This window comes from Leucobacter sp. gxy201 (assembly GCF_051043335.1).
Taxonomy (GTDB): Bacteria; Actinomycetota; Actinomycetes; order Actinomycetales; family Microbacteriaceae; genus Leucobacter.
Window position 1 is genome coordinate 24,677 of the sequence record NZ_JAMXWS010000010.1, and the last position, 19,279, is coordinate 43,955.

Here is a 19,279-nt window from a genome sequence, read left to right on the forward strand (position 1 = left end):
TCCCCGCTCTCAGTCTTCACCGTCTCAATACAACCCGAACTTCGGCTCTCACCCGTATTTCGGCTCGAAACCGAGGTTCTGCTCCGAAATACGGGTGAGAGCCGAAATACGGGTCACGATCCCTGCTCGCCCTGCTGATCGAACCACGCGCGCAACCGCTGCTCGGCCGCCTCCTCGCCGATCGGCCCCTCGTCGAGGCGCACCTCGAGCATGTGCCGGTAGGCCCTGCCGACGAGCGGCCCGGGCGCGATGCCCAGAATCTCCATGATGCGCTCGCCATCGAGCTCCGGCCGCACCGCAGCGAGCTCTTCGGCCTCGGCGAGCTCGCCGATGCGCCGCTCGATGTCGTCGTAAGCGTGCTCGAGGCGCTCCGCCTTGCGGCGGTTGCGCGTCGTGACATCGGCGCGGGTCAGAATGTGCAGCTGCTCGAGCTCGCCGCCCGCGTCGCGCACGTAGCGGCGCACGGCCGAATCCGTCCACGGCTGGTCGCTGTACCCGAAGAAGCGCAGATGCAGCTCGACGAGGCGCGACACCCGCTTCACGGTGTCGTTGTCGAAGCGCAGCGCGCGCAGCCGCTTGCGCACGAGCTTCGCGCCGACCACGTCGTGGTGGTGGAAGGTGACGCCGCCGCGCTCGAAGCGCCGGGTCGCCGGCTTGCCGATGTCGTGCAGCAGAGCGGCGAGGCGCAGCACGATATCGGGCGACGCGGCTGCGGCATCGCCCTCGGGCCGACGCGCATCCGCCGTGTGCGAATCAAGCTGCACGGCAGACGCTGCGCGTCCGCTCCGACGCGCATCCGCCGTGTGCGGATCAAGCTGCGCGGCAGACGCTGCGCGTCCGCTCCGACGCGCAGCTTCCAGTTCGATCGCCTGGCGCAGCACGGTGAGGCTGTGCTCGTACACGTCCTTGTGACGGCCGTGGTCGTCCTGCGTCTCGACGAGCGCCGTGAACTCGGGCAGGAAGCGGTCGGCGAGACCGGTCTCCACGAGCAGGCGGATGCCGGGCACCGGGTCGTCGGCCGATACGAGCTTCACGAGTTCGTCGCGCACCCGCTCGGCCGAGATGATCTCGAGCCGCTCGGCGAGCTCCCGCATGGCGGCCTGCGTCTCGGGCACGACCGCGAACCCGAGCTGGGCGGCGAAGCGGGCGGCGCGCAGCATGCGCAGCGGGTCGTCGGCGAACGAGTCCTGAGGGAGCCCCGGGGTGCGGATGCGGGACGCGAGCAGATCCTCCACGCCGTCCGATACGTCGACGAGCCTGAGCTCGGGCAGCATGAGCGCGAGGGCGTTCATCGTGAAGTCGCGGCGCACCAGGTCGCCCTTGATCGTGTCACCGAAGCTGACTTCGGGCTTGCGGGAGTCATCGCGGTAGATCTCGGCGCGATACGTGGTGATCTCGACCGTCTCGCCGTGCACCCGGGCGGCGATGGTGCCGAAGTCGCGCCCCACATCCCACACGTTCTTCGTGATCGAGTCGAGGATGGCGCGGGTTTCGTCGGGCCGCGCCGAAGTCGTGAAATCGAGGTCGGTGACGGGCCGCCCGAGCAGTGCATCGCGCACGGGGCCGCCGACCAGGGCGAACTCGTGGCCCCTGGCCGCGAAGGCCTCGGCGAGCGCGGCGACCGGCGCCGACGCCGCAATCGCACGAAGGTCGGCCATGGATTCGGCGAGTGGTCGCATCCCACTAGGGTACCGGGCCGAACCCCGTCCCAGCGCACTGCGGGCGTCGTTCCCTAGACTGTTTCCATGCCGCTCACGCCCCGCCTCCCGCGTCGTCTCGCGCATCGCGGCGTCGCACTGCTGCTGGGCGCGGGCTTGGTTGCGGGCATCGTCGCGGGCGGTGCCGCCGCAGCGCTCGCCGAGACCGAAGCCGATGGGCCGCCGCCGAGCGAGGCGGCGGTGCAGGCGAAGCTCATCGTCGCGCCGACCGAATCGGTGCTCGAACCCTCGCAGAACCGCTTCGAGTTCGCGGTGCGCGTCGACAACAGCGGCGAAGACGCGATCCCTGCCGGCAACCTCAGCCTCGATCTGCGACCCGAGCGCCTTGATTCCGCGGCGCAGTTGGACGAGCCCTTCACCGGGTTCGGCAGCCGCGTCGTCGATGCCGAGCTGGGCGCGGTGCCCGCCGATGATGAGCAGTCGACGACCGTAACCGTGCGCGCCGACGAGTTCCCCCTGACGGCGTCGGACGAGCCAGGCGTGTATCTGCTGCGGGCGACGCTCACCCCCGGCGAGGGCGCCAAGGGCAAGGGCCAGGAGTCGGTCGTGGGCACCGTTCCGTTCGTGTGGCGCGGCGCCTCCCCGCAGTCGGGCGACGGGAGCGAGGCGAAGACGCAGCTCGGGTTCATCGTGCCGCTCGTGCTGCCGTCGTCGGTGCGCGCGACCCCGACGCCCGCGCAGCTCGACAAGGCGGTGCCGCAGTTCGAGGCGCTGCTCGATGCGGCCGCGAAGACCCGCGCGACGGTCGCGATCGACCCGCGCATCGTCGCGAGCATCCGCGCCTACGGCGACAATGCTTCGGCGCAGTCACGCGATTTCTTGAAGCGCCTCGAGAACATGGCACTGCCGTCGTTCCTGCTGCAGTTCGCCGATGCCGACCCGGCGGCGCAATCCGCCATCGGGATGACCGAGCTCCTGGCACCCGTCAATCTCGAGTACCTGACTCGCCAGGGATCATTCCCGGCCCCCGACACCGGAACCGATGCCGCGGCGGGCACCGACGTCAGCACCGAAGCGGGCACCGATTCCGGCACGGCCGGCGATGCGGCGGGCGCCGATGCGAGTACCGATGCGGAGGCCGGCGCCGCCACGGACACGGGCACCAGCACGGGCGCCGCTGCGACTGCCGATCCCGAAGCTGAAGTCGCAGCCGAAGTCGCAGCCGATGGCGACCCGGAGGCCGCACCGGTCCCGACGCTCGACGAACTGCTCGCGTGGCCGCAGGAGGCGCGCCCCGTGGCCTGGCCCGCCGAGGGGCAGGTCGACACCGCCACGATCGCGCTGCTGCAGTCGAGCGGCATCTCCGACACCGTGCTGCGATCGGACAACGCGACGCTCGAGGGCGGGCCGCGCGCCTCGCTCGGTACCGACCAGGCGCTGATCGCCGACGCCGCGCTCGGCGACGAGGTGCGCCGGGCGCTCGCGGCGACGGACGACACCGATCGCCTGGCCGCGATCTCCACCGCCTCCGCACGCCTCGCCGTGACGGCCGGGTCACCGAACTCCGGCATGCTGATCGCGCTCGATCGCGGCGCCGTCGCCGACGCCGAAGACCCCGCCGCGCTCATCGAGCAGCTCTCGTCTCCCGGATGGGTCGAGGCGACCGCGGTGCAGGCGCTGCCCGAGGGCTCCGCGACGCTGCGTGCGGCATCGCCCCTCGAGGAGCGCCGCGAGCTGCTGCGCAGCGCCGCGGGCCGCGAAGCCGACGTCGACAGGCTCAGCGTGCTGCTGCAGCACCCCGGCGATCTCACCGGCTACCAGCGCGCTCGGCTGATGAACCTCTTCGCGACCCGGTACGCGGGCATCGGCTCCGACTTCACGGCGGTTGCGAAGACGTACGGAGAATACGACGAGCAGCTGAAGTCGGGGGTGCAGATCGTGAGCACCGAGCACACCCAGCTCGTCGGCACCTCGACCCGCGTACCCGTGCAGCTGCGCAACTACCTCCCGTTCGACGCCGTCGTCACCGCCGAAGCGACGCCGATCTCCGCCGCACTGACCGTGAACGAACGGTCGTTCCCCGATGTCGCGGTCACGGCCGACGGTAATGCGCGCATCCTCGTGCCGGTGCTCAGCCGCGTCTCTGCGGGCGAATCCGGCCTCAGCATCGTGGTCTCCGACACCGTCGGCGAGCTCGAGTCGGACTCCAAGCTGCTGCCCCTCACGATTCGCAGCGGCATCGAGCGGATCGGCGTGTGGGTGCTCGGGGCGCTCGCGGCTCTCCTGCTCGTCTTCGGCACGCTGCGGAGCGTACGCAGACGATCGCGGAAGCGCGCGGCCGCAGCGTTGGACTCCGGGGCCGATACCGCCGAGAGCGGAGCCGGGCCCCCGCCCGCAGCCGACGCGGAATAAGCCGCGCCTAGGATGAGTTGTACGTGACGTCGCGGGCGCCCGAAACCGTCCGCCCCACCCGATTCCGCTCGAGGAGCTCCATGCATCAGATCATCATCATCGGCTCCGGCCCTGCCGGCTTCACCGCAGCGATCTACGCCGCACGTGCAGATCTGAAGCCGCTGCTGTTCGCCAGCCAGATCCAGGTCGGCGGCGAACTGATGAACACCACCGAGGTCGAGAACTTCCCCGGATTCCCCGAGGGGATCCAGGGCCCCGACCTGATGCAGAAGATGCAGGAGCAGGCGGAGCGCTTCGGCACCGAAGTCGTGTACGACGACATCACCGAGGTCGACTTCTCGGGCGACATCAAGAAGGTCACCGCGAGCGACGGCACCGTGCACGAGGCGCAGGCCGTCATCTACGCCACCGGTTCGGCGTACCGCAAGCTGAACGTGCCGGGCGAGGAGCGCCTCTTCGGCCACGGCATCTCGTCGTGCGCGACCTGCGACGGCTTCTTCTTCCGCGAGAAGACCATCGCCGTCGTCGGCGGCGGCGACTCGGCCATGGAGGAGGCGACCTTCCTCACCCGCTTCGCCGACAAGGTCTACGTGATCCACCGCCGCGAAGAGCTGCGCGCCTCGAAGATCATGCAGCAGCGCGCATTCGACAACGAGAAGATCGAATTCGTCTGGAACTCGGCCGTCGCCGAGGTGCACGGCGAGAGCGGCGTCACCGGCGTCACGCTCGAGAGCACCGTCGACGGATCGACCAGCGAGCTCGAGATCGAGGGTCTCTTCGTCGCGATCGGCAACGACCCCCGCACCCACCTCGTGCACGACAAGCTCGAACTGACCGCCGAGGGCACGATCGCCGTCGACGGCCGCTCGTCGCGCACCTCCGTCGCCGGCGTCTTCGCCGCGGGCGACGTCATCGATTCGAGCTACCGCCAAGCTGTGACCGCCGCCGCCTCCGGCACGGTCGCAGCACTCGACGCCGAGCACTACATCGCTTCGCTCGGCGGCTAGCCCATCGCGCCGCGCGCACAACCGAAGGAGTCATCATGAAGGAACCCATCATCGTCGACGAGCAGTCGTTCGACACCGCCGTGCTGCAGAGCGAGGTGCCCGTTCTGGTCGACTTCTGGGCGGCCTGGTGCGGCCCGTGCCGTGCCGTCGCGCCCATCCTCGACGAGATCGCCGCGGAGCAGGAGGGCAAGCTCGTCGTCGCGAAGCTGAACGTGGACGAGAACCCGAACCTCGCCGCGCGCTACCGCATCACCTCGATCCCCGCCATGAAGGTCTTCCAGAACGGCGAAGAGGTGCGCGAGATCATCGGTGCGATGCCCAAGGCGATGCTCGAGAACGAGCTCACCGGCATCATCTGACCCGGCAGCAGTGTGCCGGGGTTCCGGCAGCGCTCCGACAGTGCACTCTCGGCGGTGCGGCCCACTGCGTGGCTGCACCGCCGAGAGCATGATGAGGCCACCGCCGGCGTCTGGGTCACCCTCCGTCAGCGGATCGCTGGGCAGGTGCTTGCCACATCCGAGTGACGACCGCGATCAGCACCAGCAAGACGCAGATCGCGACGCACCCGAGCCCGACCCAGAGATTTCCCCAGTTCGCGACGGCGACGGGGATGAGAGCGGTCACGAGCCCGCCGCCGACGAACGGGCTGGCGAATGGTGCACGCAGCGCGAAGCCCCGGAACGCATGTGTCTTGAGATTCGGATCCGCGGCGCGCAGCAGCACGAGTCCGACCGATACGACGCCGGTCATCGCACCGTAGTTCACGATGCTGTTCTCGACCCAATCCTTCTTGAAGATGCGCGGGCCGATCCAGTAGAAGATCGCGACGCTCATCGCCGCAACGACGACGAGAGTGATCAGCAGCGCCTGCCAGTTGTCGAGCAGCACGGGAAGCGAGAGCGAGGCGACAGCGGCGACGACGAGGAAATCGAGTGCGATGCCGGTGATGGCGTTCAGCGTCGCTTTGTCGACGAGCTGATACGCGGGCGTGCGCTTGATCACCAGCTGCACGACGAGACCGCCGACCATTGCCAACGGGAACAGCGGGATGCCGGTGATGACGAGGTCGACCAGCGCTTTGAGCCCGTAGCCGATCAGCACGGCCACCCCGGTGAGAGCGAAATGGAATGCGAGGTTGTCGATCGAGGCACGGTTGATGCGTCCCGTCGACTCGGTCCGCGCATCGACCACCGGGAGGATGTCCGTCACGGTCTTCACCGACCTGCTCGAGTAGTTCGCGAGCTGCCCCTTTCGCGCGGCGATATTGATCATGACCATGCCAGAGACGATGCCGAACACGAGACCCGCCGTGGCGGAGCCGAGGCCGAGCGAGGAGCCGTCGGCCCAACCCAGTGCCGTATAGGCATCCTCCATGCCCGCTGCAGTTCCATGGCCCCCTGGCCACGAGACTTCGAAGATGCTCGAGAACAGGGGGTTCGTACCGAACACCGGCGTGAAGACGAAGAACGTCAACAACGCCGGGGCAGCGATGACCGCGAAGCTGCTGAAGTAGGAGTAGAAGACGTGAGGCGCAGCCTCTTTCGCCGCCTCGCTCGCCTTGGGAAGGTCTTCGCCGAGCAGCATCGGCGCGAACACGATCGTGATCAGGATGCCTGCGATACCGCCCCAAGTCGAGTTGATCTCCTCCGGAACGACTCCCAGCACATCCGGGCCGAAGCACAGTCCGACGATGCCTCCGATCAGCGCCGCCGGGATGAAGAATCGCCGCAGCGGTGGAATCCACGCACGCAGCAGCACCCCGACGAGGAGCAATACACCGAGCAGGGCCACTGCGAACAGCAGCGATCCGAACATGTCGGAAGTGATAGCGGTCAGTTCAGGCATCATCGCCTCCAGATTGATGAAAGTTCAGTGGAATCGCGAGGGCCTGAAAGCGGCCAGCGCTGCTGCTTCGGAGTTCGCGAGCAGTGCGCCTGCGAGATGCCGGGCGACCGCGGGGGCGATCGCCCAGCCGTGTCCAGACCACCCGGTCGCCACGTACAGATTGGGGACGAGTCGGCCGATAATCGGCAGCTGGTCGACGCTGGCGCTCTCGGCGCGCGACGCATCGGCGCTGATCACCGCAAGATCATCGAGATAGGGGAACACTGACTGCAGCACGGCGATGTTGTCGCGCAGGTTCGCCTGATCCACGGTCGCGTTCTTCCCGCGCCAGCCGCCTGTCAACATGATCTCGTCCCCGAGCATCTTGACCGACAGCGACCGGGTCTCGTGTCCGGTGAGTATCGGGATGCGCGCGGCGGTGCTCGAGCTCAGGCGCGCTCCCTGCGGATAGATGGGCCACATCGGCAGGTCCACTCCGGTGGCGTCGAGCACCAGATCGCGTACGCCGGTGTTGTTCGCGAGGAGTACCGATACGCCGACAACGATCCGCTGCTCCGTGCTCGTCACGACGGCCGCCACGCCCCCATCCGCCCCGGTTTCGACCGACGTGACGCGCGTGTGCTCGAGTACCTGCACACCGAGCCGCCGTGCTGCGTTCGCGAATGCGATGGTCGTCGCCTCATGCGACGCCACGCCATCGGTCGGCACGAATGATGCCCCATGCACATCATCCGAGATACCGGGGTAGATCTCACGTACTTTGTCGCGGGTCCACGTTTCGGTTGCGATGCCGAGCGCAGATTGCACTCGGGCGTAGGTCTCTGCTGCATGGATGCCCTTGAACCCGTTCTTGGCCGGGCCATCGATGAGATAGGCGCCGCCGGTGCGATCGTAACCGGTGGGGGCCCGAAGCTCCTCGTGCAACGTCGGCCAGATCTCGTTGGCTTCCCGCATGAGCGGCAGTTCACGCAAGTCGCGTCGATTCGCACGCACACCGCGTTGACCGAACCCGCCGGACGCGCCGCTCGCCACGGTATCTGCCTCGATCACGAGCACCGATTCGGCCCCCCGCAGGGCAAGATTGTATGCGGCTGCCATTCCATGTACGCCGCCGCCGACGATAATGAAGTCGCTCTTCAACTGTTCACCAAACCTCACTGTCCAAGTTTTCTCAGCGTAGAGATTCTTTCATCAATCGTCAATAATGAAAGATAGTTTTCATTCAAAGGAGTTCAGGATGTGGCCGCAGCAAACACCGTCATTGACGCCGGGAGAGCAAGCCGTCGAACGGTTCGCCCGCGACGAGCCCTTGAAATTCGCTACGCTCACGGGCGCAGAGATTGCCGCCAGAACCGAGACCAGCGATGCCACTGTGGCGCGCACGGCCCAGAAGCTCGGATTCGCGAATGTGCGTGAGATGAAGGCCTGCTGCGCGAGTCGCGTGCAGGAACAAGCCGACCTGCAGCATGTATTGCAGACTCGACTTGAGGCTCTTCGCACTCATGGTACGGAAGACGACGGCCCATCCGGCGAGTCACGCACCATGACCTCGGTGCTGACCGCAGCGGCCGGTCTCGTTCTGGGTGCCGAATCGAGCATCCACTGGCCTGCAGCTGCCGAGGCTGCAGCGGCGATCGCTGCCGCGCCGAGGGCGTTCATCTACGGGCTCGGCACCGCGTATTGCTTCGCGCAGTATGCGGAGCTCGAGTTCGCCAGGATCGGCATCGTTTCACGAGGCATCACGGGCAGCGGTCACACGAATGCTCACGCGGTGTTCCAGATCGATGCAGCAGACGCCGTTCTCGTGCTCGCACCCCGTGTAATCTTCGCCGATGTGCATCGTTTCATCGAAGCAGCGGCACGGAAAGGGGCTCGCGTATTCGTCATTGCTCAGGCTTCACTGCCGCCTCAGCTTCACGAACTCGGTGTGCTGCATCTGCGGATGCCTTCTTCGGGTGGTGGTGCGGCAACGGAAGCCGTCCCGACAGTGTCGCTCATTGATGCCCTCGTGGCCGAGATCGCCACTCTGCAGCCCGAGCGAGCACTCGACGCGCGCGCACAAGCACAGGCCTATCGTGACGAGTTCTCTCGATGAGCAGAACGCATATCGCTATCGTCGGAGCGGGGTTCATCGGGATCACGCTTGCGCGCGCCCTCATCCACCGCGGATGTCGCGTCACGGTCTTCGCGCCGAGTCTGCAGGCCGCCGGCGCGACGGCGGTTTCATATGAATGGCTCAACAGCCATCGGAAGCGACCCGCCACCTATCAGGCGCTGAACCTGTGCGGCCTCAATTACTGGCGCGAAGTCTTTGGCCCGCGGTACGCGGATCATGTCACGTGGTCGGGTCACACTGCGATCGCCGTCTCTGATGAACACCGCGCCCTGCTCTCGGAGCGCGTCGACTACCTCGCATCGCATGAATATTCAGCGCAGCTGACGCATGCTCCCGGATCCGAGCTGAATGTCCCCGTGCCTACCGGCGCTCTCGTGGCCTCTTTTGCGGACGAAGGCTACTGCGACGCGCTCAGCATCCGCCTCGCCCTACTCAAGGAGCTCCAGCAGCACGAGCTGTTCGATTTCGTCGAGGCCACTGTCGACGCCGTCGACGACACGGGTGTCGTGCTCGCGGATGGATCGCGAGTACCGGTCGACCGCACCGTGATCGCGGCCGGAAACGGCAGTGCTGACCTAATCACCCGGTACGGGGCATCGTTCCCCATGGCTGATCAGACTGCCGGCGGCCCCGCGTGGGGCTTCCTTGCGACGGTCTCGGTTCCGGCCCACGGCATCCGACAGCTGTTCACGGGCGACGACCTGAACTTGCGCCCGATCGACGAAGACACGCTTCTCGTGCAATGTCTTGATCTCGACCGTCACGCCGCGGGGGATCTCCCCGACAGTGAACTCACCGCCATCGGCGAAGAGTTCAGCAGACGCGTGCGGCGATTGCTCGGTCGCGCTGTCCGGACACTCCGAACTCGCGTCGGGCACCGGGTGATCCCCGGCGACGGGCACACGGCGGCAGGCCCGTTGCGCGGCAGCATTCAGGACCGCGTATGGGCAGTCGTGACTCACAGTGGCATCACTCTCGGACCGTGGCTGGCAGAGGTGATTGCTTCTGAACTCACGACAGGCGTGACGGACGTCCGACTGCGCGGATTCCGTCCGACGCGCTTCACTCGGACCTCTGCAGCAACTGCTCCTTCACCGCGGATGCCCGGCGAGCAGTAGAGATACGGCCTGCCTCCAGTGACGCCGACCCGTCACAGGCCGACTCCGGCGGACATGCGGAGTTACGGATGAGGAGCCGCCTATGGGGTTTCGGTCATCGGGAGAACCCTACCGAGTTCCCGTGGCGGTGCTCCTCGTCACCATGTTCATCCCAGGGGACCGCCTGGAGGCGCTACCCCTCCGCTAGGGCGGCGAGGCGGTCGATGGATGCGCGCAGCGCGTCGGCCGTCGTCGACCGTGCGCGCTCGAAGCGCGTCTCGTCGGTGAGCTGCGACCAATCGTAGGTGTGGCGCACCAGCGTCGCGCCCGACTCGAGCGGTTCGAGCTCCCACCGCCACAGGTGCCCGGGTCGTGCCTCGCCGACGGGGGAGGGCTGCCATGCGATGCGGCGCCCCTCCTCGAACTCGACGACGTGGTTCTCGCGAGTGCTGTTGCCCGTATTGCGCATCACGAATACGGACCCGGATTCGCGGACGCGCTGCCCGGCGTCGGCGCTGTCGAGGTTCTCGTTGCCGTCCCATTCGGGCTGCTTCGAAGGGTCGGCGATGAGTTCGAAGATCGCGGCGGCGTCAGCCGCGATCTCGCGTTCTGCGGATACGATTCGGGGCTCTTCAGTCATGCGGCCAGTCAAGCAGGGGCCGGCGCGGAAGAGAACCCCGGCCGACACGGGGCGTCGCATTCGCCGCCCCGACGCCGACCGAGCGGCCGGTTCAGTTGAAGCCCGGATCCCCGAGATCGGTGAGGATGCGCTTCAGATCGGCGATCGTCGCGAAGTCGATCAGGATCTGGCCCTTCTTCGCACCGAGCTTCACCGCGACGCGGGTGTCGAAGCGATCGCCCAGGCGCTCGGCGATCTCGCCGAGCTGCGCCTGCACGCCGCCTGCGCGGGGCTTGGGCATGCGGCGCTTCGGCGTCTCGGCCGCCACGGCCTCTGCCGCGCGCACCGAGAGACCCTCGTTGATGATCTTGTCGGCGAGGCGCTGCATCGCCTCCGCGTCGCCGTCGAGCGACAGCACAGCGCGCGCATGCCCGGCCGAGAGCACACCCGCCGCGACGCGCGCCTGGACCGGCTCGGGCAGCTTCAGCAGTCGTATCGTGTTCGAGATCTGGGGGCGCGAACGCCCGATGCGCTCGGCGAGCTGCTCCTGCGTGATGCCGAAGTCGGTGAGCAGCTGCTGGTAGGCGGAGGCCTCCTCGAGCGGGTTGAGCTGCGCGCGATGCAGGTTCTCGAGCAGCGCGTCGCGCAGCATGTGCTCGTCGGCCGTCGAACGGACGATCGCCGGAATGTCGCTGAGGCCCGCGCGGCCGCTCGCACGGAAGCGGCGCTCGCCCATGATGAGCTCGTAGCGGGGTTCGCCCTGCGCGGGCACGGGGTCGATGGCGCGAACGACGACGGGTTGGAAGACCCCGAACTCGCGGATGGAGTGCGTGAGCTCCTCGAGCGCCTCCTCGTCGAACTCGCTGCGCGGCTGCGAGCGGTTCGGCACGATGTCGCTGAGTTCGATGCGCGTGAGCCGCGCCCCGGGCACCTCGCGCAGCTGCTCGGCGTTCGCCGCGTCCGCCGCTTCTGCGACCGCGGGCTCCCCGGCAGCGTCGTCCGCCGTCGATCGTGTCGCTGCGGCGTCGTCGACGACCGCTACGGCGGCGCCGGATGCCGGGAAGAACACGTCGACCGGGCGCTCGCCGGTCGACGGTGCCTGGGGGATCAGAGCGCCGATTCCGCGGCCGAGACCGCTTCGCTTCTTCGTCGCCATGGTCCTATGCTCCTTCATTCTGCTGAGACTGCGCGGCCGCGCCGCGTTCGGCGATCTCGGCAGCGGCTTCGAGGTATGCGATGGCTCCGATCGAGGCGCCGTCGTAGGCGTGCACCGTCTGGCCGTAGCTGGGTGCCTCCGAGATGCGCACCGAACGGGGGATCACGGCGTTCAGCACCTCGTCGGGGAAGTGGGCGCGCACTTCGCCGGCGACCTCCTGCGCGAGGTTGGTGCGCGCGTCGTACATCGTGAGCACGATGGTCGAGACGTCGAGCGCGGGGTTGAGGTGCTTCTGGATGAGCTGGATATTGCCGAGCAGCTGGCTCAGGCCCTCCAGCGCGTAGTATTCGCACTGGATCGGGATGAGCACCTCGCTCGCGGCGACGAATGCGTTCACCGTGAGCAGCCCGAGCGACGGCGGGCAGTCGATGAAGACGTAGTGGATCGGCTCCTCCGCCTGCGCGAGATAGGTCTCGATCGCGGTGCGCAGGCGCTGCTCGCGCGCAACGAGCGAGACGAGCTCTATCTCGGCGCCGGCGAGGTTGATGGTCGACGGCACGCAGGTGAGGTTCTCGTGGTCCGTGGTGGTCTGCACCGCGTCGACGAGCTCGTGATGGCCGAGCAGCACGTCGTACACGCTGGTCACCTCGGGCCGATGGGGCACGCCGAGCGCGGTGGAGGAGTTGCCCTGAGGGTCGAGGTCGATGACGAGCACGCGCGCTCCGCGTCGGGCGAGCGCCGATGCGAGATTCACCGTGGTCGTGGTCTTGCCCACGCCGCCCTTCTGGTTCGACACGGTGATGATGCGCGTCGATGCAGGCAGCGGCGACACCGTCTCGGCGAGCTTCCGGCGACGGCGGACCTTGTCGGCGATGTGGTCGCCGACAAGCGAGTTCTCCGCTTCAGTCATGGCTTCCCACTCTAGCCCGAAAGACCCGGGTGGTCTCCGTCAGCAGCCCGGCTCCGAGCTCCTCGACGGCGATGTCGTGCACGCGGTGCTTGCGCAGTACCTTCTCGGCGGTACGGATCTCGTCCTCGACGGATGAACCCTTGAGGAAGAGCATCTCGCCGCCGCCGCGCACGAGCGGCGCCGTCAGCGGCACCAGCTTGCGCAGCGCCGTGACCGCTCTCGCGGTGATCTGGTCGACGTCGAAGGCGCCGTGGTACTCCTCGGCGCGGCCCCGGCGCACCTCGACGTTGTCAAGGCCGAGTCGCTCGATCTGCTCCTTCAGCCAGTTGCAGCGCCGCTCCATCGGCTCGATGAGCAGGAAGCGCGCATCGGGGCGGACGATCGCGAGCACGAGGCCGGGCATACCCCCGCCGGTGCCGACATCGGCGACGCGCGCGCCCGATCCGATGAGCGGCGCGAGCACGGCCGAGTTCAGCAGGTGACGGGTCCACAACCGCGGGGGTTCGAGGGGACCGATGAGCCCCAGCTCTTCGCCGCGCGCGCCCAGATCCGCGGCGAATGCGCGCAGCACCTCGATGCGGTCGCCCGCCAGCTCGACCGCTGCGGCGGGTTCCGCCTCGATCGCGTTCGACTGCTCCACGCTGGGTCCTCCTTCGGGCACGTTGCGCCCGGCTCGCTCGAGCGGAGCCCCGCTCGTTTCACGTGAAACGAGCGGGCCGCTCACTGCTGGGTGATGACGAGACGACGGCCTCGGCCCTCGCCGCGCGACTCCGAGTAGTACCCGCGTTCGGCGACGTCGTCGTGCACGAGCTTGCGCTCGTACGATGACATCGGCTCGAGCACGATCTCCTCCCGGCCGGCCGCGATCTGCGCGATCGCCGCATCGACCATGGCCTTGAGCTCGATCGCACGGGCATCGCGAGATCCGCCGATGTCGATCACGAGCCGGGTGAAGCGCCCGGTCTTCGCCTGCACGGCGAGGCGCGTCAGATCCTGCAGCGCCTGCACGGCATCGGGAGTCGCCAGGCGGTCGAGCTCGGCGTCGCCGCCGGTCACCGAGACGTACGCCCGCCCGCCGGCGACGTCGATGTCGATGTCGCCGTCGAGATCGGCGATATCGAGCAGTGCCTCGATGTAGTCCGCGGCGAGATCGCCATCGGCTTCGAGATCCTCGAGGCTCAGCTCGGTCGCACCATCGTTCGAACGATCAACACTCACGACGCCCTCACTTCTTCTTCTTGGCGCGCTTGGCGCTCATCGGCTGCTGGCGCTGGCCTTGCGGGGAGGTCGGTTCCTCGCCCTTCTCGGCCGCTTTCTTCTCGTCATCGGTCAGCTTACCCTTGGCCTTGAGGCGGGCCTGGCGCTGGCGCCAGGCCTCGCTGCCCGGGGTCGGCATGCTGCGGATGACCAGGAACTGCTGGCCCATCGTCCAGAGGTTCGAGGAGAACCAGTAGATGTTGAGCGCGAGGGGGAAGGTGAGGCCGGAGAAGAGGAACGCGAACGGGATGATGTACAGCATGATCCGCTGCTGGCGGTACATCGACGACTGCTTCGTCTCGTCCGACACGTTCTTCGACATGATCTGCAGCTGGGTGAAGAACTGCGAGGCGATCATGAGGAGCATGATGGCGCCGAGCATGACGACGACGACCCAGTTGCCCGATTCCCAGCCCTGCGTGAAGGTCATCTTGAGCGGGGCGCCGAAGATCGATGCGGCGTTGAAGCTGTCGGTCAGCTCCTGCGTCATCGCACCGATACCGGCCTGACCCGAGCCGTTGCCGCCGCTGCCCATAGCGCCGGAGGCCTGGCGCAGTACGTAGAAGAGCGAGAAGAAGATCGGCATCTGCACGAGGATCGGCAGGCACGAGGAGAAGGGGTTGGTGCCGTGCTTCTTGTACAGCGCCATCGTCTCGCGGCTCATGGCCTCGCGCGAGAACTGATCCTTCTTGCCCTTGTACTTGTCCTGGATCTTCTTCATCTCGGGCGCGAGATCCATCATGCGCCGCTGCGACTTGATCTGGCGCACGGTCACCGGGATGAGCGCTGCGCGCACGACGACGACGAGGCCGATGATGGCGAGCAACCAGGTGGCGCCCGAGTCGGCGTTCATGCCGATGGAGGTCAGGGCCCAGTGCCAGAAGGCGAGCACCAGCTCGACGAGCCAGCGCAGGGGCCAGAGTATGGTTTCGATGAAGTCCACCGGGTTAGGCCTTTCGGACGTTGGGGCGGACGAATCCGCGAGTATTGATGACGAAGCGTGGGTGCAGCCTTGCGGGCGCATCGTCGATGCCACCGGGACTGAATGGGTTGCAGCGCAGCAGTCGCCAGACTGTCAGGGCGAGTCCGACCGTGAAACCGCACTGCTGATATACCTCAAGAGAATACCTGGAACACGATGGATGGTATCTGCAGACTTGCCCATAGAGCGGCGAGATCACGCGGCGGTAAGCATGCATGATCGCGATGGCGGCGTTGCGCGGCAGCAGCCAGATCTCGAGTGCGGCGCGCGGCATCGGGTTCACCGGGAGCTCGCGTCCTGGGGCGACGCGGTGCGCAGGGCGCGGGCCAGGGATCGCTCGAGCTCGGCCTCGAGCTCGGAGAACGGCGCGGTGGCGCTCGCCGGCAGCGCGCGGATGACGATGTCGACTCCGGCGAGCCCCTCGTGCAGTGCACGGTCCGCGATGGTCTTCAATCGACGCCGTACGAGATTGCGGGCCACCGCATTGCCCACCGCCTTCGAGACGATGAAGCCGAAGCGCGCGGGATCCTCCGGGGAACGAAAAACCGCGTGGACGATGCATGTTGCACCTCCCACGCGGCGACCGGTTCGCACTGTGCGCCGGTAATCGTCTCCCCGGGTAACCCGGTTCTGCCATGCCGGCATGACCGCGGGGGAGTCGGGCTTATGCCGAGAGCTTCGAGCGGCCCTTGCCGCGGCGCGCTGCGAGAATGGCGCGGCCTGCACGGGTACGCATGCGGGCACGGAAACCGTGCACCTTCGCGCGGCGACGGTTGTTGGGCTGGAAAGTACGCTTGCTCATGTGAAGACTCCGTGACTTATGGAACAGCTCCCCGAAGCTCTGCGGCGCCGAGGAAGTCGGATCTAGTGGTGGACACCAGAGTTCTGCTGCCCATACAAGGTATTTACCTTACGGCAAAATCCTGTCGGCGTCAAAGCAATCGGCCCCGTTCGTCAAGCTGCTGCGGGGCTCGCCGCCATTTCCGGCCCGAGACTTGCCTGTGGACAAATCTGTGACTAACGTGGCTCCAGGTCCATTCCGTCGTTCGCGGAATCCTTATCATCACTGGGAAGTCGGGCTTCCCGTTCTGTGGATAAGTCTGCGGATAGTCCATCGACCGTTCCTGCCAGCACGTGCCCGGCGCACAACCGAAACCGAGTGAGTTGATGACCGAAGACGAGGTACAGGATCTCTGGGTGCGGGTCACCCAGGCCGTGATCGAGGATGTCGGGCCGACTCTCGGAGCCCACCTCGGCCTCGCCGTTCCGCGCGGCATCGCCGCCGGCACCCTCTATCTCGCGGTCCCCCTGCCGTTCACGCTGAAGCTGCTCGAGACCCGGCTGCGGCCGGCGATCATGTCCGCGTTCTCGCAGCTCCCCGAAGCCGAGGGCATCCAGAGCTTCATCGTGCTCGTCGATGAGGACGCGCACCCCGACCTCGGGATGGCGCTCGATGAGCATGACGCTCCCGAGGTCTCCGAGGTTCAGAGCGTTCCCGCTCATCAGCCGTCGGCGGCGACGGGTGGTGCCGGCTCGAGCACCCACCACGAATCGATCCGCCCGCTCGACGAACCCCGGTCCCGTCACGGTGTCGAGGAGCGCCTCGACAGCCGGCTGAACGAGAAGTACCGGTTCGACAGCTTCGTCATCGGCCAGTCGAACCGCTTCGCGCACGCCGCGGCGGTAGCCGTCGCCGAGGCTCCGGCCCGCGCCTACAATCCGCTGTTCATCTACGGCGACTCCGGCCTCGGCAAGACGCACCTGCTGCACGCGATCGGCCACTACGCCCGTGAGCTGTTCCCGGATATCCGCGTGCGCTACGTGAGCTCCGAGGATTTCACGAACGATTTCATCAATTCGATCGCGAACAACCAGGGCGCGGCATTCCACGCCAGGTACCGCAGCGTCGACGTGCTGCTCGTGGACGATATCCAGTTTCTGCAAGACAAGGTGGAGACTCAGGAGGCGTTCTTCCACACCTTCAATACGCTCCACGATCACAACAAGCAGGTCGTCATCACGAGCGATGTGCAGCCGAAGCAGCTCCGCGGGTTCGAGGAGCGGATGCTGTCGCGCTTCGAATGGGGTCTGCTCACCGATATCCAGGTGCCCGACCTCGAAACGCGCATTGCGATCCTGCGCAAGAAGGCGCAGCGCGAGAACCTCGACATCGATCACAGCATCCTCGAGTTCATCGCGAGCAAGTTCACGTCGAACATCCGCGAGCTCGAGGGCACGCTCATCCGCGTGACGGCGTATGCGAGTTTGAACCAGCAGCGCATCGATATGCAGCTCGTGCATACGGTGCTGAAGGATCTCATCACGCTCGACGCCGACAACGAGGTGCAGCCCTCCGACATCATCAGCCGCACGGCGGAGTACTTCGATCTCTCGGTCGATGAGCTCTACGGGCCGTCGCGTGCTCAGCAGATCGCGACGGCCCGCCAGATCGCGATGTACCTCTGCCGCGAACTCACCCCGCTCTCCCTTCCGAAGATCGGTCAGCTCTTCGGCGGTCGCGATCACACGACCGTCATGTACGCGCACAAGAAGATCACGCAGCTCATCGCCGAGCGCCGCTCGATCTACAACCAGGTGCAAGAGCTCACGACCCGCATCAAGCAGGGCTCGCGCTGACCTCATCCTGCGGGTCGAACGGCGAGGTCCGGCCCGCTTATTCATCCACAATCCACGGCCCTCTGTGGATAACTCGGGATAACTCGACGCAATCTGTGGATGATCCGGCATCCCCTGTGGAATCGCTCTGACGGCCCGGCTTCGGCGTGATCATGCGGATCTCGGTCTGTCCACCGCTCGCCAACAACTCACACTCGTGTAGTTACCTAGAACCGACAGGCGTGTCGCGACTTATCCACAGTATCCACAGCCGTTAACACTGTTAACGTAATTTCTTTACTCTACGGGCACTCCATCACGCACTGCGATCGGCGCTCGAGGCGTCGAATCCGCTGCTCACAAGAAAGCGGGCGTGCCAGTCGACGCGGAGTGTGCAAAGATTGTGAAGCCATCACACGCGCCAGTTTTTCGTGCGCATTTATGGAGGGACCCGATGAGATTCACCGTCAACCGTGACGTGTTCAGCGACGCAGTTTCATTTGCCGTCAAGCTGCTCCCTCAGCGACCCACCCAGCCTTTGCTGAGCGGCGCACTGATCGAGGCCTGGGGCGATCGGCTCACGGTGTCCTCATTCGATTACGAGACTTCCGCACGTACGTCGGTCACCGCCGCGGTATCGGAGGAGGGGCGCGCTCTCGTGTCCGGCCGACTGCTCAGCGATATCGCCCAGCGCCTGCCGCATTCCGATGTCGAGGTGTCGCTCGACTCGACCCGCGTCGAGATCCGGTGCGGGTCGGCCTCGTTCAGCCTTCCGGCGATGCCGGTGGAGGAGTTCCCTCAGGTTCCCGTCGTCGATTCGATCTCGGGCGAGGTTCCTGCCGATGCCTTCAGCGAGGCGATCGCCCAGGTGTCGCTCGCGGCATCGAAGGACGATGTGACTCCGGTGATCACAGGCGTGCAGTTCGAGATCGAGGAGAACTCGCTGACCCTCACCGCGACTGACCGGTATCGCGTCGCCACGCGTGCGATCGATTGGGAGAACCGCAGCGAGCAGAGCGGGCTTTCGGCATTGGTGCCGTCGAAGACGGTGACCGAAGTCGGTAAGACCTTCGCGAACGGCGGCCCGGTGCAGGTCACCATCGTCAAGAACGACGATCGCGAGCTCGTCGCCTTCACCGGCGGGAACAAGACCGTCACGACGCTCCTCATCAAGGGCAATTACCCCCCGGTCGGCCGGCTCTTCCCCGAGAACATCGATAACTACGCCGTGGTGAACACCGCCGAGCTCGTTGAAGCAGTAGCCCGCGTCGGTCTGGTGCTCGAGCGCGAGGCCGCCCTCCGATTCTCGTTCTCGGAAGGCACCGTCACCCTCGAAGCCGCCGGCACCGAGACGGCGCAAGCGGTCGAAACCGTCGATGCGCACCTCGTCGGCGAAGAGATGGTCGTCTCCCTCAAGCCCCAGTTCCTGCTCGACGGGCTGCGCTCGACTCATTCCGAGTTCGCGCGCATCGCCTTCACACGTACCGATAACCCCGGCAAGCCCGGCCCCGTGCTGATCACCAGCCAGCGCAGCAAGGACGACGCCGATTCCGAAGGCTTCCGCTACCTGCTGCAGCCGAACCTGCTGCTGCGCTAGGCCGGCG

The 19,279-nt window shown here is 66.6% G+C and carries 19 protein-coding genes; 7 read left to right on the forward strand and 12 right to left on the reverse strand.

The features are described 5' to 3' along the window. Window positions 1–113 precede the first annotated feature (113 nt). Complete coding sequence (locus NHL51_RS12960) at window positions 114–1,658, reverse strand: HDIG domain-containing metalloprotein (protein WP_434144403.1); 1,545 nt, start codon at window positions 1,656–1,658, stop codon at window positions 114–116. Between the two features lie 87 nt (window positions 1,659–1,745). Here NHL51_RS12960 and NHL51_RS12965 point away from each other — a divergent pair, with 87 nt between their 5' ends. The 3 genes from NHL51_RS12965 (at window position 1,746) to trxA (ending at window position 5,436) form a co-directional block, all read left to right on the forward strand. Then, a complete protein-coding gene (locus NHL51_RS12965) occupies window positions 1,746–4,070 on the forward strand; it encodes a DUF6049 family protein (protein ID WP_434144404.1) in 2,325 nt (774 codons plus the stop codon). Between the two features lie 80 nt (window positions 4,071–4,150). Next, the gene (gene trxB / locus NHL51_RS12970) at window positions 4,151–5,077 is read left to right on the forward strand and encodes a thioredoxin-disulfide reductase (protein ID WP_434144406.1); all 927 of its coding nucleotides are present in this window, start codon (window positions 4,151–4,153) and stop codon (window positions 5,075–5,077) included. Between the two features lie 35 nt (window positions 5,078–5,112). Beyond that, on the forward strand, window positions 5,113–5,436 hold the full coding sequence (gene trxA / locus NHL51_RS12975; protein ID WP_434144408.1) for a thioredoxin: 324 nt from the start codon (window positions 5,113–5,115) through the stop codon (window positions 5,434–5,436). Between the two features lie 115 nt (window positions 5,437–5,551). On the opposite strand, the gene NHL51_RS12980 is transcribed toward trxA, so the two are convergent. Together NHL51_RS12980 and NHL51_RS12985 are read right to left on the reverse strand one after the other, a co-directional pair. Continuing rightward, window positions 5,552–6,922, reverse strand: coding sequence for a sodium/glutamate symporter (locus NHL51_RS12980; RefSeq protein WP_434144410.1), 1,371 nt, complete (start codon window positions 6,920–6,922; stop codon window positions 5,552–5,554). A gap of 24 nt (window positions 6,923–6,946) precedes the next feature. Next, the gene (locus NHL51_RS12985; protein ID WP_434144412.1) at window positions 6,947–8,062 is read right to left on the reverse strand and encodes an NAD(P)/FAD-dependent oxidoreductase; all 1,116 of its coding nucleotides are present in this window, start codon (window positions 8,060–8,062) and stop codon (window positions 6,947–6,949) included. A 97-nt stretch (window positions 8,063–8,159) separates the two neighbouring features. Between NHL51_RS12985 and NHL51_RS12990 the strand changes: the two genes are divergently transcribed. Together NHL51_RS12990 and NHL51_RS12995 are read left to right on the forward strand one after the other, a co-directional pair. Continuing rightward, window positions 8,160–9,017, forward strand: coding sequence for a MurR/RpiR family transcriptional regulator (locus NHL51_RS12990; RefSeq protein WP_434144413.1), 858 nt, complete (start codon window positions 8,160–8,162; stop codon window positions 9,015–9,017). After that, the gene (locus tag NHL51_RS12995; RefSeq protein ID WP_434144415.1) at window positions 9,014–10,156 is read left to right on the forward strand and encodes an NAD(P)/FAD-dependent oxidoreductase; all 1,143 of its coding nucleotides are present in this window, start codon (window positions 9,014–9,016) and stop codon (window positions 10,154–10,156) included. The genes NHL51_RS12990 and NHL51_RS12995 overlap by 4 nt, the downstream gene beginning before the upstream one ends. Window positions 10,157–10,328: 172 nt before the next feature. Here the strand turns inward: NHL51_RS12995 and NHL51_RS13000 are convergent, their stop codons facing one another. From NHL51_RS13000 to rpmH, 9 genes are all read right to left on the reverse strand, one after another. Then, a complete protein-coding gene (locus NHL51_RS13000; RefSeq protein ID WP_434144417.1) occupies window positions 10,329–10,775 on the reverse strand; it encodes an SRPBCC family protein in 447 nt (148 codons plus the stop codon). A 91-nt stretch (window positions 10,776–10,866) separates the two neighbouring features. Further along, window positions 10,867–11,910, reverse strand: a complete 1,044-nt coding sequence (locus NHL51_RS13005; RefSeq protein WP_434144419.1) for a ParB/RepB/Spo0J family partition protein — start codon at window positions 11,908–11,910, stop codon at window positions 10,867–10,869. 4 nt (window positions 11,911–11,914) lie between these two features. Next, the gene (locus NHL51_RS13010; protein ID WP_434144421.1) at window positions 11,915–12,820 is read right to left on the reverse strand and encodes a ParA family protein; all 906 of its coding nucleotides are present in this window, start codon (window positions 12,818–12,820) and stop codon (window positions 11,915–11,917) included. Next, window positions 12,813–13,460, reverse strand: a complete 648-nt coding sequence (rsmG, locus tag NHL51_RS13015) for a 16S rRNA (guanine(527)-N(7))-methyltransferase RsmG (RefSeq protein ID WP_434144423.1) — start codon at window positions 13,458–13,460, stop codon at window positions 12,813–12,815. Before rsmG ends, NHL51_RS13010 begins: the two co-directional genes overlap by 8 nt. Before the next feature lie 80 nt (window positions 13,461–13,540). Then, window positions 13,541–14,038, reverse strand: a complete 498-nt coding sequence (locus NHL51_RS13020; protein WP_434144424.1) for a protein jag — start codon at window positions 14,036–14,038, stop codon at window positions 13,541–13,543. Window positions 14,039–14,045: 7 nt separating this feature from the next. Then, complete coding sequence (yidC, locus tag NHL51_RS13025) at window positions 14,046–15,020, reverse strand: membrane protein insertase YidC (protein WP_434144426.1); 975 nt, start codon at window positions 15,018–15,020, stop codon at window positions 14,046–14,048. A gap of 4 nt (window positions 15,021–15,024) precedes the next feature. After that, on the reverse strand, window positions 15,025–15,333 hold the full coding sequence (gene yidD, locus NHL51_RS13030) for a membrane protein insertion efficiency factor YidD (RefSeq protein WP_434144479.1): 309 nt from the start codon (window positions 15,331–15,333) through the stop codon (window positions 15,025–15,027). A 5-nt stretch (window positions 15,334–15,338) separates the two neighbouring features. Then, window positions 15,339–15,704: a ribonuclease P protein component gene (rnpA, locus tag NHL51_RS13035; RefSeq protein WP_434144428.1), complete on the reverse strand. Its 366-nt coding sequence runs from the start codon at window positions 15,702–15,704 to the stop codon at window positions 15,339–15,341. A gap of 19 nt (window positions 15,705–15,723) precedes the next feature. Then, entirely contained in the window at window positions 15,724–15,861 is a 138-nt protein-coding gene (gene rpmH / locus NHL51_RS13040) for a 50S ribosomal protein L34 (RefSeq protein ID WP_434144430.1), read from the reverse strand. 365 nt (window positions 15,862–16,226) lie between these two features. Here rpmH and dnaA point away from each other — a divergent pair, with 365 nt between their 5' ends. Both dnaA and dnaN read left to right on the forward strand, forming a co-directional pair. Further along, window positions 16,227–17,696, forward strand: coding sequence for a chromosomal replication initiator protein DnaA (gene dnaA / locus NHL51_RS13045; protein ID WP_434144431.1), 1,470 nt, complete (start codon window positions 16,227–16,229; stop codon window positions 17,694–17,696). Between the two features lie 433 nt (window positions 17,697–18,129). Further along, complete coding sequence (gene dnaN / locus NHL51_RS13050; protein WP_434144432.1) at window positions 18,130–19,272, forward strand: DNA polymerase III subunit beta; 1,143 nt, start codon at window positions 18,130–18,132, stop codon at window positions 19,270–19,272. Window positions 19,273–19,279 lie beyond the last annotated feature (7 nt).